This window comes from Streptomyces sp. NPDC036813 (genome assembly GCF_055609245.1).
This window is the reverse complement of sequence record NZ_JBVJPV010000007.1, coordinates 116,661-129,347: the sequence shown is the minus strand read 5'-3', so window position 1 is coordinate 129,347 and position 12,687 is coordinate 116,661. Positions and strand designations below refer to the sequence as shown.

Here is a 12,687-nt window from a genome sequence, read left to right as displayed (position 1 = left end):
CGTGTGTGACGGTGACCACAGCGTGGAGAAGCCGGTCATAAGCGGCACCAAAACCCTCGTCATCGGCGCAGGCCCGGCGCAGCGCATACGCTGGCCGGGTGACGACCCCGGAAGCTGAGCAGCCGCGGCCCGAGGAGCGGCTTGAGCGGGCCGTGCGGGCCGCCGAGCAGGCGCTGATCGAGTACGAGATCGCGGTGGAGACGTTCCGTGTGGAGGTCGAGAACTTCTCCCGCCTCCACCACCAGCGGCTCGGCCCGATGTACGCCCGTATCGAGGAGCTGGATGCCCGGATCGCCGAGGCCCGGGCAGAGCGGACCGGCGACCCCGAGGACCAGCGCCGCGCGCGGGAGCTGCGGGCCCGGCTGGAGCCGATCCCCGGGGTCGAGGACCTGATGGACGGCTGGATGGACGACGGCGGCCTGTTCCCGGAGGCGGCCGCGATGCTCACCGAGCAGCAGGTCCGGCCGCCGCAGCGGGTGCGGCCCGGCGAGGAGGCTCGCCGGCTCTACCGGGACCTGGCCCGCAAGGCTCACCCCGACCTGGCCCAGGAAGAGGCAGAGCGGGTGCGGCGTGAGGAGTTCATCACCCGGGTCAACGCCGCCTACGCCCGTGGCGATGAGACCGAGCTGCGGGAGCTGGCCGCGGAGTGGGCGGCCGGCCCGGTGCCGCCGGAGCGCCGGCCCAGCCCCAGCGAGGAGCTGTACGCCCGCCTGGAGTGGCTCTCCCAGCGCAAGGAGCTGCTCACGGTGCTCCAGCGGGAGCTGGAGGAGAGCGCGATCGGCTCCATGCTGCGCCTCGCCCCGGACGACCCCGACCAGCTGCTCGTGGAGATCGCCGGGCAGTTGCAGACCGACATCGCCGCCCGTGAGACGGAACTGGCGGCGCTGGTCGGGCAGCAGCCGTAGGACCGTCGGCCGCGTCCGGTAGCGTCGGGTGCATGAGTTTTGGAGCTGGTGTTCCCACGGTCGAGGTCAAGGACGTCAAGGACGGCGACTTCCTGCTGGACGTCCGTGAGCACGACGAATGGCAGGCGGGCCACGCCGAGGGCGCCCTGCACATCCCGATCAGCGAGTTCGTGGCCCGCTACGGCGAGCTGACCGAGGCCGCGCCGCAGGACGGCCGCGTCCACGTCATCTGCCGCTCGGGCGCCCGGTCCGCGCAGGTCACGATGTACCTGGCCCAGCAGGGCATCGACGCGGTGAACGTCGACGGAGGCATGCAGGTGTGGGCTGCCACCGGCCGCGCCGTGATCACCGACGAGGGCAAGCCCGGCCACGTTCTGTAGCAGCCGGGCTGTCGCCCGCACGTCCTCCGCGGGGGCCTTGGCCCGCGACGCCGCCGTCCGCGGGGGCCTTGGCCCGCGACGGCGTCCTCCGCTGAGGCGCCGTCCGTGGCACTCGTCGTCCGGTAGGCGGCGGTGCAGGGCGGGACCTCAAAGGCCTGCTGCCGCTGGCTCAGCGGTCGAAGTCCAGCTCCACCCGTTCCGTCACCGGATGCGACTGGCACGCCAGGACGTAGCCGGCCTCCGTCTCCTCCGGCTCCAGCGCGAAGTTGCGGTCCATGCGGACCTCACCGGAGACCAGGAAGGCCCGGCACGTGCCGCACACGCCGCCCTTGCAGGCGTAGGGCGCGTCGGGCCGGTTCCGCAGCACCGTCTCCAGCAGCGTCTCGCCCTCCTGGACCGGCCAGGTGCCGCCGCGTCCGTCGAGGCGGGCGGTGACCGCGCTGTGCGCCGGGGCGCCGGAGGCCGGCGTGGGGGAGGCCGCGTCCACGTGGAAGATCTCCTCGTGGATACGGGTCCGGGCCACGCCCAGGTCGCGCAGTGCCCGCTCCGCCTGCTGCACCAGCCCGAACGGCCCGCACAGGAACCACCCCGCGACCTCACCGACGGGCAGCAGCGCCGGCAGCAGCCCGGTCAGCCGCTCCTGGTCGAGCCGTCCGGACGGCAGCCCCGCCTGCTGCTCCTCCCTGGACAGCACGGTCACCAGCTGCAGCCGGTCCGGGTAGCGGTCCTTCAGATCGGCGACCTCTTCGAGGAACATCGTCGAGGCGGACGTCCGGTCGCTGCGTACCAGGCAGAAGCGGGCCTGCGGCTCGCGCGCCAGCAGGGTGGCCGCGATCGACAGCACCGGGGTGATGCCACTGCCGCCGACGACCGCCGCGTACAGCCCGGGCGCCGGGTCGAGGGTGAAGCGCCCCGCCGGGGTCATCACCTCCACCTCGTCCCCGACGTTGATCTCCTTCAGCGCGTAAGTGGAGAACGCCCCGCCCTCCACCAGCCGCACGCCGATCCGCAGCATGCGCGGGCCCGGCCCGTCCGGCGCGGGCGCCGGGGAGCGGATGGAGTACGTCCGGCGTATCTCGGTGCCGTCGGCCATCCGGCGCAGGGCGAGGTGCTGCCCCGCCGCGTGCCGGAACTCCTCGCGCAGTTCCTCGGGGACGGCGAAGGTCAGCGCGACGGAGTCGTCGGTGAGCCGGTCGACCTCGGCCACGGGGAGCCGGTGGAAGCGGGCCATCACAACTCCTTGAAGTGGTCGAAGGGTTCGCGGCAGGCGAGGCAGCGACGCAGCGCCTTGCAGGCGGTGGAGGAGAAACGGCTGAGCAGCTCGGTGTCGGCGCAGCCGCAGTGGGGGCAGCGGACCGGGTCCGCTTCCTCGCCCCCATGGGTGCGTGTCGGGCCCAGCGTGACGGTGACCGGCCCGCCCTCCCGCTGTACGCGCGGGGGCGCGATGCCGAACTCCCGCAGTTTGCGGCGCCCTTCGTCACTGATGTCGTCCGTGGACCAGGCCGGCGAGAGCACGGTGCGGACGGTGACCTCGCGCACGCCGTGCGCGTGCAGCGCCCGCTCTATGTCGGTGCTCATGGTCTCCAGCGCCGGACAGCCCGTGTACGTCGGCGTCAGCTCGACCTCGACCGCGTCCGCGCCGCGCATCCGTACCGCCCGCACGACCCCCAGCTCCTCCAGGGTGAGCACGGGCAGTTCGGGATCGGGCACCGCACCGGCGATCTTGAGCAGTTCCGCCTCGAGCGGGGTGGTCGTCACCATGACGCCCCCGGGTGGCTGCGGTGCAGGTGCTGCATCTCGGCGAGCATCCGGCCGAACGACTCGGTGTGCAGCCCCTCCCGGCCCGCTCCGGCCGTCCACGCCCCGGACTGCGGGCCTTCGGGCAGGGTCAGGGTCGCGCGGGCGAGCACGTCCCTGACCGAGGCGAGCCAGCTCTCGCGCAGTCCTTCACGGTCCACGCCGTCCAGGCCCTCGACCGGCTGGAACATCTCGCCGGTGAACCGCCACAGCGCCTCGCAAGCGCGCTGCATGCGGGTGTGGCTCTCCTCGGTGCCGTCGCCGAGGCGCAGTGTCCACTGCTCGGCGTGGTCGCGGTGGTAGGCGGTCTCCTTCACGGCCTTCGCGGCGAGCGGGGCGAACGGGCCGTCCCCGGTGGCCAGTTGGCCGTACAGCAGGTGCTGGTAGGTGGAGAAGTACAGCTGCCGGGCGATGGTGTGCGCGAAGTCGCCACCCGGCTGCTCCACCAGCTGGAGGTTGGTGAAGGCGCGCTCCTCGCGCAGATAGGCCAGCTCGTCCTCGTCGCCGACCATCGACAGCAGCACCCGGGCCTGGCCGAGCAGGTCGAGGGCGATGTTGGCGAGGGCGACCTCCTCCTCCAGCACGGGGGCGTGCCCCATCCACTCCCCGAGGCGGTGGGAGAGCACCAGTGCGTCGTCACCCAGCGCGAGGGCCGCCGTGGCGGGAACCGTCGTGGTCACAGGTGCTTCACCCCGTCCGGGATCTCGTAGAACGTCGGATGCCGGTACGGCTTGTCGGCCGCCGGCTCGAAGAACGGGTCCTTCTCGTCGGGCGAGGACGCGGTGATCGCCGCGGAGGGAACCACCCAGATGGACACGCCCTCACCGCGCCGGGTGTACAGATCACGGGCGTTGCGCAGGGCAAGCTCCGCGTCGGGCGCGTGCAGGCTGCCGGCGTGGGTGTGGGAGAGGCCGCGGCGCGAGCGCACGAAGACCTCCCACAGCGGCCAGTCGGTGTTCGTCATGCCTGCTCCACTCCCCTGATGCCGGTGTGCGTCCCGGCGCTGGTGCCGGTGCCGGTGTGCTTCGCCGCGTGGGCCGCGGCCGCCTCGCGCACCCACGCGCCCTCCTCGTGGGCCCGTCGGCGCTGGGTGATGCGCTGTTCGTTGCACGGGCCGTTGCCCTTGAGGACGTCCCGGAACTCCGACCAGTCGATCGCCCCGACGTCGTAGTGACCCCGCTCCTCGTTCCACGTCAGCTCCGGGTCGGGGAGCGTCAGACCGAGGCTCTCGGCCTGCGGGACGCAGATGTCGACGAAGCGCTGGCGCAGCTCGTCGTTGGAGTGGCGCTTGATCTTCCAGGCCATCGACTGGGCCGAGTGCGCCGACTCGTCGTCGGGCGGCCCGAACATCATCAGCGACGGCCACCACCAGCGGTTCACCGCGTCCTGCGCCATCGCGTGCTGTTCCGGGGTGCCCTTGCTCAGGGTGTGCAGCAGCTCGTAGCCCTGGCGCTGGTGGAAGGACTCCTCCTTGCAGATACGGACCATCGCACGGGCGTACGGTCCGTAGGAGCAGCGGCACAGCGGGACCTGGTTGGTGATCGCGGCGCCGTCCACCAGCCAGCCGATCGCGCCGACGTCCGCCCAGGTCAGCGTCGGGTAGTTGAAGATCGAGGAGTACTTCTGGCGGCCGGAGTGCAGCTTGTCGAGCAGCTCGTCGCGGCCGGTGCCGAGCGTCTCGGCAGCGCTGTACAGGTAGAGCCCGTGGCCGGCCTCGTCCTGGACCTTGGCCATCAGGATCGCCTTGCGGCGCAGCGAGGGTGCGCGCGTGATCCAGTTGGCTTCCGGCTGCATGCCGATGATCTCGGAGTGCGCGTGCTGCGCGATCTGGCGGACCAGCGTCGCGCGGTAGGCGTCCGGCATCCAGTCGCGCGGCTCGATGCGCTCGTCGGCGGCCACGGCGGCGTCAAAGGCACGCTCGTATGCGGCCTCGGCGTCGTCCTGGGCGCCGGGCGCCGTGGTGCGGCTCGTGTCGTGCGCGGCTGCTGTCGCCATGTGGTCCCCCTCGACCTTGGGTGCTGACCCGGCATGCTCCCGACCGATCGTTCGGTCCGTGCGATTCCATGGTGGGACGGGCGTCGTAAGGTGTCAACCGCTGTGGACAACCTGCGGCCGACCCTGTGGAAAACCTGGTGCGAGGGCGCGCCGGGCGCGGAAGGGCGGAGCGGCCGACGCTCGGGTCCTGCGACCGCGCCGTGCCGGTGGGGACCGCCGTGCGGGGTGGGGCTGTGCGGGGCCGCTGGGGCTGAGTACCGTTCCGTGCGGGCGTCGCGCGGCCGTATCCCCGCAGGCGCCGGGTCAGGGGCCGCGGGCGGGCGCAGCAGGGCCGGACATCAGGACATCGAAAGACGGGGCGGAATGGACACGTACGGCGGAAACGACGCGTACGGCGGCGGGAGCGCGCCGCCGGGATCGGACGACCGCCCGGCGGACCGGGAGCGGCCGCCCGTGCCGGAGGCGCCACAGGCCCGCGACGCGCAGACGCCCGACGCCCGGACGACCGAGGCGCCCCCCGCACCCCCGCGCACCGGCGTGGCCGCGCTCTCCCCCCGCTACCAGGTGGGGGCCGCGCTGGCACTCGCCGTCGTCGCGGTGGTGGTGTGTGTGCAGATAGGCATGGTGTTCCTGCACGTGGCGCCCGCCAACACGGTCAGCCGCAAGCACGGCACAGCGGTCGACGAGTGGATCTACCCGGAGTTCGAGCAGAACTGGAAGCTGTTCGCGCCGAACCCGCTGCAGCAGAACATCGCCGTCGAGGTCCGCGCCGAGATCCGCACCCCGGGTGGCGAGCTGCGCACCACCGGCTGGTACGGGCTGTCCGCGCAGGACGGCCGGGCCATCGAGCACAACCCGCTGCCCAGCCACACCCAGCAGAACGAGCTGCGGCGCGCCTGGGACTTCTTCACCGCCAGCCACACCGCCGACAACCGCCCCGTGGGGCTGCGCGGCACGCTGGCCGAGGCGTATCTGCGCCGTATCGCGATGCTGCGCCTGGACCGGGCGGGCGCGGCGGGTGCCGGCGGAACCGTCGAGCGCGTGCAGTTCCGCTCCCGTACGACCGCCGTGGCCCCGCCCCGGTGGAGCAGTGAGAAGGTCTCCCAGAGGCCGATGTTCCGGGTGCTGCCCTGGTGGACGGTGGCGCAGGACGACACCCCCGGAGGTGCCCGGTGAACCGCATCGCTCTGTCGGTCTCCGGCGGGATCGCCCGCGTCACCGAGGCCGCCCACGGCCCCTGCCAGACCGCGCTGATCCGGATCGGCTTCGCCTCGACCTGGCTGCTGTTCCTGTTGCGGGAGTTCCCCCACCGCGCCGAGCTGTACGGCCCCGACGGCCCGTGGAGCTGGGACATGGCCCAGCAGCTGATCGGCACCAACGGCGCGTTCACCGTGCTCATGTGGTCCGACAGCCGGATGTGGTTCGAGATCGTCTACGCCCTCGCCGTGGTCGCCTCCGTGCTGCTGGCTCTCGGCTGGCGCACCCGGACCATGTCCCTGCTGTTCATGGTCGGCGTGCTGTCGCTGCAGAACCGAAGCGTCTTCATGGGCGACGGCGGCGACAACGTGCTGCACCTGATGTCGATCTACCTCGTGTTCACCCGCTGCGGCCAGGTGTGGTCGCTGGACGCATGCCGGGAGCGGCGGGCGGAGCAGGCACACGCGCGTGGTGAGCGCATGACGGACCGTGTGGGGCCCGCGCTGTGGGCGGTGCTCGGCGTGGTGCTGGTCATGGCGACTGCGGGCGGCCGGTTCGGTTCCCAGGAGTGGGAGATACCGGCCCTGCTATGGGCGGCATGGCTGGCACACGGCCTGCGGTGGCTCGTCGGGGGGCGCTCGCGCGGCGGTGAACCGCGCGTCCTGCTCGACGTGATCGCCAGCCTGCTGCACAACGGCGCCCTCGTGGTGATCATGGCAGAGGCCTGTCTGATCTACGCCACGGCCGGTTGGTACAAGATCCAGGGCTCGCGCTGGCAGGACGGCACCGCCGTCTACTACCCGCTCCACCTGGACTACTTCACGCCCTGGCCGTGGCTCGCCGATCTGATGTCCTCCAGCGGCACCATGATGCTGATCGTGACCTACGGGACCGTGATCGTGCAGGTCGCTTTCCCGTTCACCCTGTTCAACCGGCGGGTGAAGAACGTGCTGCTGGCCGCCATGATGACCGAGCACGCCGTGATCGCCGTCGTCCTCGGGCTGCCATTCTTCTCGCTCGCGATGATCGTCGCGGACTCCGTCTTCCTGCCCACGTCGTTCCTGCGCCGCCTGGGGAAGCTCGCGGCACGCGCGCGTGACCGTGTGTTCGTACGAGGGGCGAGGGCCGAGCTTCCCCGGCCGCGCACCCCGGAGGCCGCGGAGCAGCCACACGTAGGCTCTACGGCATGACCGATCCGCTGGCCGACTGGCGGCGCCTGGCCGACTCGGCGGTGCTGCTCGACGGCTTCCACGCCCTCAAGCACGCCGTGCGCTTCGGCGCCGAGGTCCCGGTGGCGGTCACCGCCGACCGCGGTGCCGCGCTCGCGCTCGCCGACGAGCTGGCCCCGGACGTGCGGCAGACGCTGCGGGAGCTGCTGACCGAGGTGCCGGAAGCGACCTACGCCTCGCTGGTGCCGCGTCCGCATCCCACGGGCGTGGCCGCGCTGGCCGTGCGGCCGGCGCGGGAGGCGCAGTTGCGGACGCTGGCGCGCCTGCCCCGGCGGGCACCGGTCGTCGTGCTGGACAACCCGCGCAACCTGGGCAACGCCGGGGCCGTGATCCGGCTGGCCGCCGGTTTCGGGGCGACCGGCGTGGTCACCACCGGCGCCCTGGACCCCTGGCATCCCACGGTGGTGCGCGGCGGCGCCGGGCTGCACTTCGCGACTGCCGTGGAGCGGGTGGACGTCGAGGAGCTGCCGCCCGGTCCGGTGTTCGCGCTGGACCCCGAGGGCGAGGACATCCGGGGCGTGAAACTCCCCGACGACGCCGTCCTTGCCTTCGGCTCCGAGCGCAGCGGGCTGTCCGCCGCCCTGCGCGCGCGTGCGGACCATCTGCTGGCGCTGCCGATGCGCCCCCAGGTCTCCAGCTACAACCTGGCCACCAGCGTGGCCATGACGCTGTACCACTGGAGCGTCACCGGGGGCGCGCCCCGCTAGGCGTGCGCCCCCGTCAGGGCCATCCGGTGGGGGTGTACCCCGTCCCCGGGGCACACCCGCCGGGCCTACGCCTCCCGGCGCACCTCGACCACGCGGAAGCGGTTCGCGACGAACGCCCCGTCGGTCAGCGCGGCGTTGGCCGCAGGGTTGCCGCCCGAGCCGTGGAAGTCGGAGAAGGCGGCCGTCTGGTTCACGTACACCCCGCCGGTGAGGTTGAAGGACAGCTGTGCGGCCTCCTCCAGGCAGACCTCCTCGATCTGCTGCGCGACCTCGCTGTCGGTGGTGTACGCCCCGACGGTCATCGCGCCCTTCTCGTGGACCGTGCGCCGCAGCAGCTCCACGGCGTCGGTGAGCGAGTCGACGGCGACGGCGAAGGAGACCGGCCCGAAGCACTCGCTCATGTAGGCGGCCTCGTCGTCCGGCTTGGCACCGTCCAGCTTGACGATCACCGGGGTGCGCACGACCGCGCCGGGGAACTCCGGGTTGGTGATCTCACGGGAGGCGAGGGCGACCTCGCCGAGCCCGGCCGCGGCCTCCAGGCGGGCCTTGACGTCGGGGTTGACGATCGCGCCGAGCAGGGCGTTCGCCCGGGCGTCGTCGCCGAGCAGGCCGTCCACCGCCTGCGCGAGGTCGGCGACCACCTCGTCGTAGGACTTGGGGCCCGCGTCGGTGTGGATGCCCTCGCGCGGGATGAGCAGGTTCTGCGGGGTGGTGCACATCTGGCCGCTGTACAGGGACAGCGAGAACGCCAGGTTGGCGAGCATCCCCTTGTAGTTGTCCGTGGACTGGACGATCACCGTGTTGACGCCGGCCTTCTCGGTGTAGACCTGCGCCTGGCGGGCGTGGGCCTCCAGCCAGTCACCGAAGGACGTCGAGCCGGTGTAGTCGATGATCCGGATCTCCGGGCGCGTGGCGAGCGTCTTGGCGATGCCCTCGCCGGGCCGCTCGGCGGCCAGCGCCACCAGGTTGGCGTCGAAGCCGGCCTCGGTGAGCACCTGGCGCGCGATCTGCACGGTGAGCGCCAGCGGCAGCACCGCGCGCGGGTGCGGCTTGACCAGCACGGCGTTGCCGGTGGCCAGGGACGCGAACAGGCCCGGGTAGCCGTTCCAGGTCGGGAAGGTGTTGCAGCCGATGACCAGGCCGATGCCGCGCGGGACCGGCGTGAACTCCTTGGTCAGGGCCAGCGGGTCGCGCTTGCCCTGCGGCTTGGACCACTCGGCGGCCTCGGGCGTGCGCGTCTGCTCCGCGTACGCGTAGGCCACGGCCTCCAGACCGCGGTCCTGGGCGTGCGGGCCGCCCGCCTGGAACGCCATCATGAACGCCTGGCCGGAGGTGTGCATGACCGCGTGCGCGAACTCGTGCGTCCGGTCACTGATCCGCTTGAGGATCTCCACGCAGACCGCCGCGCGCAGCTGCGGGCCCGCGTCCCGCCAGGCACGCTGCCCGGCCTTCATCGCGGGCAGCAGCACGTCGAGGTCCGCGTGCGGGTACGTCACACCCAGCTCGATGCCGTACGGGGAGACCTCGCCGCCGACCCAGTCGTCGGTGCCGGGCTGGTCGAGGTCGAGGCGGCTGCCCAGCAGGTCGTCGAAGGCGGCCTTGCCCGCCGCCGCGTCCAGGCTGCCGTGCTCCTCGCCGTAGGCCTTGGGGTGCTCGGGGTGCGGGGACCAGTACGCGCGCGTGCGGATGGCCTCGAGCGCCTGGTCGAGGGTGGGCCGGTGCCTGGCGATCAGGTCGTGCGCGGTCAGTTCGGCGGCCATGCGGGACCAACTCCTGTCTCGAGAACTCTTCGTCGAGTTCATGACCTGGGCGAAACCATGGGCGGGAACAGCAGGACAGAGTTAGAGTAACCGAACGATCGGTCGGGACAAGGGGGCCTGCCGCATCTGTGGAAAACCCCGTGCGGGAGGATCGCGCACATGACAGCACTCGACCTCAGCAGCCCCGTGGCCGTCGTCGGCACCGGCACCATGGGCCAGGGCATCGCCCAGGTCGCGCTGGTCGCGGGCCACCCCGTGCGGCTGTACGACGCCGCGCCGGGACGCGCTCGTCAAGCGGCCGAAGCGATCGGCGCCCGCCTCGACCGGCTCGTCGAGAAGGACCGCCTCACCGCCGCCGCACGCGACGCGGCCCGCGCCCGGCTCACGCCCGCCGACACCCTCGCCGACCTGGCCGACTGCGCGCTCGTCGTCGAAGCGGTGCTGGAGCGGCTGGACGTCAAACAGCAGTTGTTCCGGGACCTGGAGGACATCGTCGGCGAGGACTGCCTGCTCGCCACCAACACCTCCTCCCTGTCGGTCACCGCGATCGGCGGCGCCCTGCGCCAGCCCGGCCGGTTCGTCGGCCTGCACTTCTTCAACCCGGCGCCGCTGCTTCCGCTGGTCGAGGTCGTCTCCGGGTACGCCACCGACGTCACCTCCGCCACGCGCGCGTACGAGACCGCCCGGGCCTGGGGGAAGACGCCGGTCGCCTGCGCCGACACCCCCGGCTTCATCGTCAACCGCATCGCGCGGCCCTTCTACGCCGAGGCGTTCGCCGTCCTGGAGTGCCAGGGCGCCGACCCGGCCACCATCGACGCCGTCCTGCGCGAGTCCGGCGGCTTCAAGATGGGCGCTTTCGAACTGACCGACCTGATCGGCCAGGACGTCAACGAGTCGGTCACGCAGTCGGTCTGGCAGTCCTTCTTCCATGACGTGCGCTTCACCCCCTCCCTCGCCCAGCGCCGCCTGGTGGAGTCCGGCCGGCTCGGCCGCAAGAGCGGCCAGGGCTGGTACGACTACCGGGAGGGCGCCGAGCGGCCCGAGCCGCACACCGCCGAGCCGCACAAGGCGCCCGCCTACGTCGTCGCCGAGGGCGACCTGGGCCCGGCCTCCGAGCTGCTCGCGCTGATCCGCGAGGCGGGCATCCAGGTCCGTGAGGAGGACGAGGACAACGGCACGCGCCTGGTGCTGCCGAGCGGTGGCCAGCTAGCCCTCGCCGACGGCCAGACCTCCGTGGAGTTCCGCGACGTCGTCTACTTCGACCTCGCCCTGGACTACCGCAGGGCCGGCCGCATCGCCCTGTCCGCCTCCCAGGACACCTCCGCCCAGACCCTCGCCGAGGCGACCGGGCTCTTCCAGGCGCTCGGCAAGAAGGTCAGCCTCATCGGCGACGTCCCCGGCCTGATCGTCGCCCGCACGGTCGCGCGGATCGTCGACCTCGCGCACGACGCCGTCGCCAAGGGCGTGGCCACCGAGGAGGACATCGACACCGCGATGCGCCTGGGCGTCAACTACCCGCTCGGTCCCTTCGAATGGAGCCGCCGGGTGGGCGCCACCTGGGTGCACGACCTGCTGGAGGAGCTGAGTCTGCGCGAGCCGTCGGGCCGTTATGCGCCCTCCCTCGCGCTGTACCGCCACGCGCACGCCGCCGACTCGCGGGAGGGCACTCCATGACCACCGCCAAGCGCGACACGTACACCCCGGAGACGCTGCTGTCCGTGGCCGTGCGCGTCTTCAACGAGCGCGGCTACGACGGCACCTCCATGGAGCACCTGTCCAAAGCGGCCGGCATCTCCAAGTCGTCGATCTACCACCACGTCGCCGGCAAGGAGGAGCTGCTGCGGCGCGCGGTGAGCCGGGCGCTGGACGGGCTGTTCGCGATCCTCGACGAGGAGCACGCGTGCGTGGGGCTCCCCGCGGACCGGCTGGAGTACGTCGTGCGGCGCATGGTCGAGGTGCTCATCGCCGAACTGCCGTACGTGACGCTGCTGCTGCGGGTGCGCGGCAACACCGCCACCGAGCGATGGGCGCTGGAGCGGCGCCGCGAGTTCGACCACCGGGTCGCCGAACTGCTCAAGGCGGCGGCCGCGGACGGGGACGTGCGCGGCGACGTGGAGGTGCGGCTCGCGACCCGGCTGGTCTTCGGGATGATCAACTCCATCGTGGAGTGGTACCGGCCCGACGGCCGCGGCATGAGCGAACGGGAAGTCGCCGAGGCCGTCGTCGTGCTGGTCTTCGGAGGGCTGCGGCAGGCCTGACCGCTGGGAGCGGTGACAGGTCACCTGAGTCACGCGCCCCGACCGCAGGGCGCGGTGCCAGGTCACCTGAGTACGCGCGCGTGCGGGGGTGAGTAGGCGACCGGATGCGGCGGTCTCCCGGTGGTGATGTGGTGGGCCGCATGTCCGACGACGACCTGCGGCCGCACACCCCCCACCCGACGTGGTGGCGGGCGCCTTTGGTGGCATCCCTGTGCGGCCTGCCGTTCCTGGTGCTGGAGTACCGCTGGTTCCGGTCCGAGGACGGCATCGGCGCTCTCGGCGGGATCTTCTACTGGTCGGCCGGCCTGCTCGCGCTCTCCTGGATGCCCCCGCACCGCCGGTCCCTGCGCACGCCGCGCATGCTGGCCGCCGGCGCGGGGCTCGGGTGCGTGCTGCTGCCGATGCTGTTCGCGCTGATGCTGGGTGCGGCCATGGCGGGTGGCTGACGGCTCGGTACCG

Annotated in this window: 14 protein-coding genes; 8 read left to right on the top strand and 6 right to left on the bottom strand. The window is 72.4% G+C overall.

The features are described from left to right. The first annotated feature begins 98 nt into the window (after nucleotides 1-98). Together ACZ67Q_RS16690 and ACZ67Q_RS16685 are read left to right on the top strand one after the other, a co-directional pair. Nucleotides 99-905, top strand: coding sequence for a hypothetical protein (locus ACZ67Q_RS16690; protein ID WP_471182213.1), 807 nt, complete (start codon nucleotides 99-101; stop codon nucleotides 903-905). Nucleotides 906-937: 32 nt separating this feature from the next. After that, complete coding sequence (locus ACZ67Q_RS16685) at nucleotides 938-1,285, top strand: rhodanese-like domain-containing protein (RefSeq protein ID WP_471182212.1); 348 nt, start codon at nucleotides 938-940, stop codon at nucleotides 1,283-1,285. Nucleotides 1,286-1,454: 169 nt separating this feature from the next. On the opposite strand, the gene ACZ67Q_RS16680 is transcribed toward ACZ67Q_RS16685, so the two are convergent. The 5 genes from ACZ67Q_RS16680 to paaA are packed head-to-tail and all read right to left on the bottom strand — an operon-like array spanning nucleotide 1,455 to nucleotide 5,077. Continuing rightward, complete coding sequence (locus ACZ67Q_RS16680) at nucleotides 1,455-2,516, bottom strand: 2Fe-2S iron-sulfur cluster-binding protein (protein WP_471182210.1); 1,062 nt, start codon at nucleotides 2,514-2,516, stop codon at nucleotides 1,455-1,457. Then, nucleotides 2,516-3,046: a 1,2-phenylacetyl-CoA epoxidase subunit PaaD gene (paaD, locus tag ACZ67Q_RS16675; protein ID WP_471182207.1), complete on the bottom strand. Its 531-nt coding sequence runs from the start codon at nucleotides 3,044-3,046 to the stop codon at nucleotides 2,516-2,518. The genes ACZ67Q_RS16680 and paaD overlap by 1 nt, the downstream gene beginning before the upstream one ends. Then, nucleotides 3,040-3,762 (bottom strand): 1,2-phenylacetyl-CoA epoxidase subunit PaaC, encoded by a 723-nt coding sequence (gene paaC, locus ACZ67Q_RS16670; RefSeq protein WP_471182205.1) that lies wholly within the window; start codon nucleotides 3,760-3,762, stop codon nucleotides 3,040-3,042. The genes paaD and paaC overlap by 7 nt, the downstream gene beginning before the upstream one ends. Next, nucleotides 3,759-4,046: a 1,2-phenylacetyl-CoA epoxidase subunit PaaB gene (paaB, locus tag ACZ67Q_RS16665; protein WP_471182202.1), complete on the bottom strand. Its 288-nt coding sequence runs from the start codon at nucleotides 4,044-4,046 to the stop codon at nucleotides 3,759-3,761. Before paaB ends, paaC begins: the two co-directional genes overlap by 4 nt. Beyond that, on the bottom strand, nucleotides 4,043-5,077 hold the full coding sequence (paaA, locus tag ACZ67Q_RS16660) for a 1,2-phenylacetyl-CoA epoxidase subunit PaaA (RefSeq protein ID WP_471182199.1): 1,035 nt from the start codon (nucleotides 5,075-5,077) through the stop codon (nucleotides 4,043-4,045). Before paaA ends, paaB begins: the two co-directional genes overlap by 4 nt. 363 nt (nucleotides 5,078-5,440) lie before the next feature. Here paaA and ACZ67Q_RS16655 point away from each other — a divergent pair, with 363 nt between their 5' ends. Genes ACZ67Q_RS16655 through ACZ67Q_RS16645 form a run of 3 tightly spaced genes read left to right on the top strand, consistent with a single transcriptional unit; the run spans nucleotide 5,441 to nucleotide 8,210 of the window. Next, nucleotides 5,441-6,253, top strand: coding sequence for a DUF5819 family protein (locus ACZ67Q_RS16655; RefSeq protein WP_471182197.1), 813 nt, complete (start codon nucleotides 5,441-5,443; stop codon nucleotides 6,251-6,253). Then, on the top strand, nucleotides 6,250-7,464 hold the full coding sequence (locus ACZ67Q_RS16650; protein ID WP_471182195.1) for an HTTM domain-containing protein: 1,215 nt from the start codon (nucleotides 6,250-6,252) through the stop codon (nucleotides 7,462-7,464). The genes ACZ67Q_RS16655 and ACZ67Q_RS16650 overlap by 4 nt, the downstream gene beginning before the upstream one ends. Further along, complete coding sequence (locus tag ACZ67Q_RS16645; RefSeq protein ID WP_471182192.1) at nucleotides 7,461-8,210, top strand: TrmH family RNA methyltransferase; 750 nt, start codon at nucleotides 7,461-7,463, stop codon at nucleotides 8,208-8,210. The genes ACZ67Q_RS16650 and ACZ67Q_RS16645 overlap by 4 nt, the downstream gene beginning before the upstream one ends. Before the next feature lie 65 nt (nucleotides 8,211-8,275). Here the strand turns inward: ACZ67Q_RS16645 and paaN are convergent, their stop codons facing one another. After that, nucleotides 8,276-9,970: a phenylacetic acid degradation protein PaaN gene (gene paaN, locus ACZ67Q_RS16640; RefSeq protein WP_471182190.1), complete on the bottom strand. Its 1,695-nt coding sequence runs from the start codon at nucleotides 9,968-9,970 to the stop codon at nucleotides 8,276-8,278. Nucleotides 9,971-10,129: 159 nt separating this feature from the next. On the opposite strand from paaN, the gene ACZ67Q_RS16635 reads away from it, so the two are divergent. From ACZ67Q_RS16635 to ACZ67Q_RS16625, 3 genes are all read left to right on the top strand, one after another. Further along, nucleotides 10,130-11,644, top strand: a complete 1,515-nt coding sequence (locus ACZ67Q_RS16635) for a 3-hydroxyacyl-CoA dehydrogenase (protein ID WP_471182187.1) — start codon at nucleotides 10,130-10,132, stop codon at nucleotides 11,642-11,644. Further along, nucleotides 11,641-12,228, top strand: a complete 588-nt coding sequence (locus ACZ67Q_RS16630; protein ID WP_471182185.1) for a TetR/AcrR family transcriptional regulator — start codon at nucleotides 11,641-11,643, stop codon at nucleotides 12,226-12,228. Before ACZ67Q_RS16635 ends, ACZ67Q_RS16630 begins: the two co-directional genes overlap by 4 nt. Nucleotides 12,229-12,368: 140 nt before the next feature. After that, complete coding sequence (locus ACZ67Q_RS16625; RefSeq protein WP_471182182.1) at nucleotides 12,369-12,674, top strand: hypothetical protein; 306 nt, start codon at nucleotides 12,369-12,371, stop codon at nucleotides 12,672-12,674. The last annotated feature ends 13 nt before the right edge of the window (nucleotides 12,675-12,687 follow it).

Bases quoted from the DNA above. Each gene is read 5' to 3' on its own strand.
- paaB (WP_471182202.1), bottom strand. From the start codon at position 4,046: ATGACGAACACCGACTGGCCGCTGTGGGAGGTCTTCGTGCGCTCGCGC.
- ACZ67Q_RS16625 (WP_471182182.1), top strand. From the start codon at position 12,369: ATGTCCGACGACGACCTGCGGCCGCACACCCCCCACCCGACGTGGTGG.
- paaN (WP_471182190.1), bottom strand. From the start codon at position 9,970: ATGGCCGCCGAACTGACCGCGCACGACCTGATCGCCAGGCACCGGCCC.
- paaD (WP_471182207.1), bottom strand. From the start codon at position 3,046: ATGGTGACGACCACCCCGCTCGAGGCGGAACTGCTCAAGATCGCCGGT.
- ACZ67Q_RS16645 (WP_471182192.1), top strand. From the start codon at position 7,461: ATGACCGATCCGCTGGCCGACTGGCGGCGCCTGGCCGACTCGGCGGTG.
- paaA (WP_471182199.1), bottom strand. From the start codon at position 5,077: ATGGCGACAGCAGCCGCGCACGACACGAGCCGCACCACGGCGCCCGGC.
- ACZ67Q_RS16680 (WP_471182210.1), bottom strand. From the start codon at position 2,516: ATGGCCCGCTTCCACCGGCTCCCCGTGGCCGAGGTCGACCGGCTCACC.
- ACZ67Q_RS16685 (WP_471182212.1), top strand. From the start codon at position 938: ATGAGTTTTGGAGCTGGTGTTCCCACGGTCGAGGTCAAGGACGTCAAG.
- ACZ67Q_RS16655 (WP_471182197.1), top strand. From the start codon at position 5,441: ATGGACACGTACGGCGGAAACGACGCGTACGGCGGCGGGAGCGCGCCG.
- ACZ67Q_RS16635 (WP_471182187.1), top strand. From the start codon at position 10,130: ATGACAGCACTCGACCTCAGCAGCCCCGTGGCCGTCGTCGGCACCGGC.
- ACZ67Q_RS16630 (WP_471182185.1), top strand. From the start codon at position 11,641: ATGACCACCGCCAAGCGCGACACGTACACCCCGGAGACGCTGCTGTCC.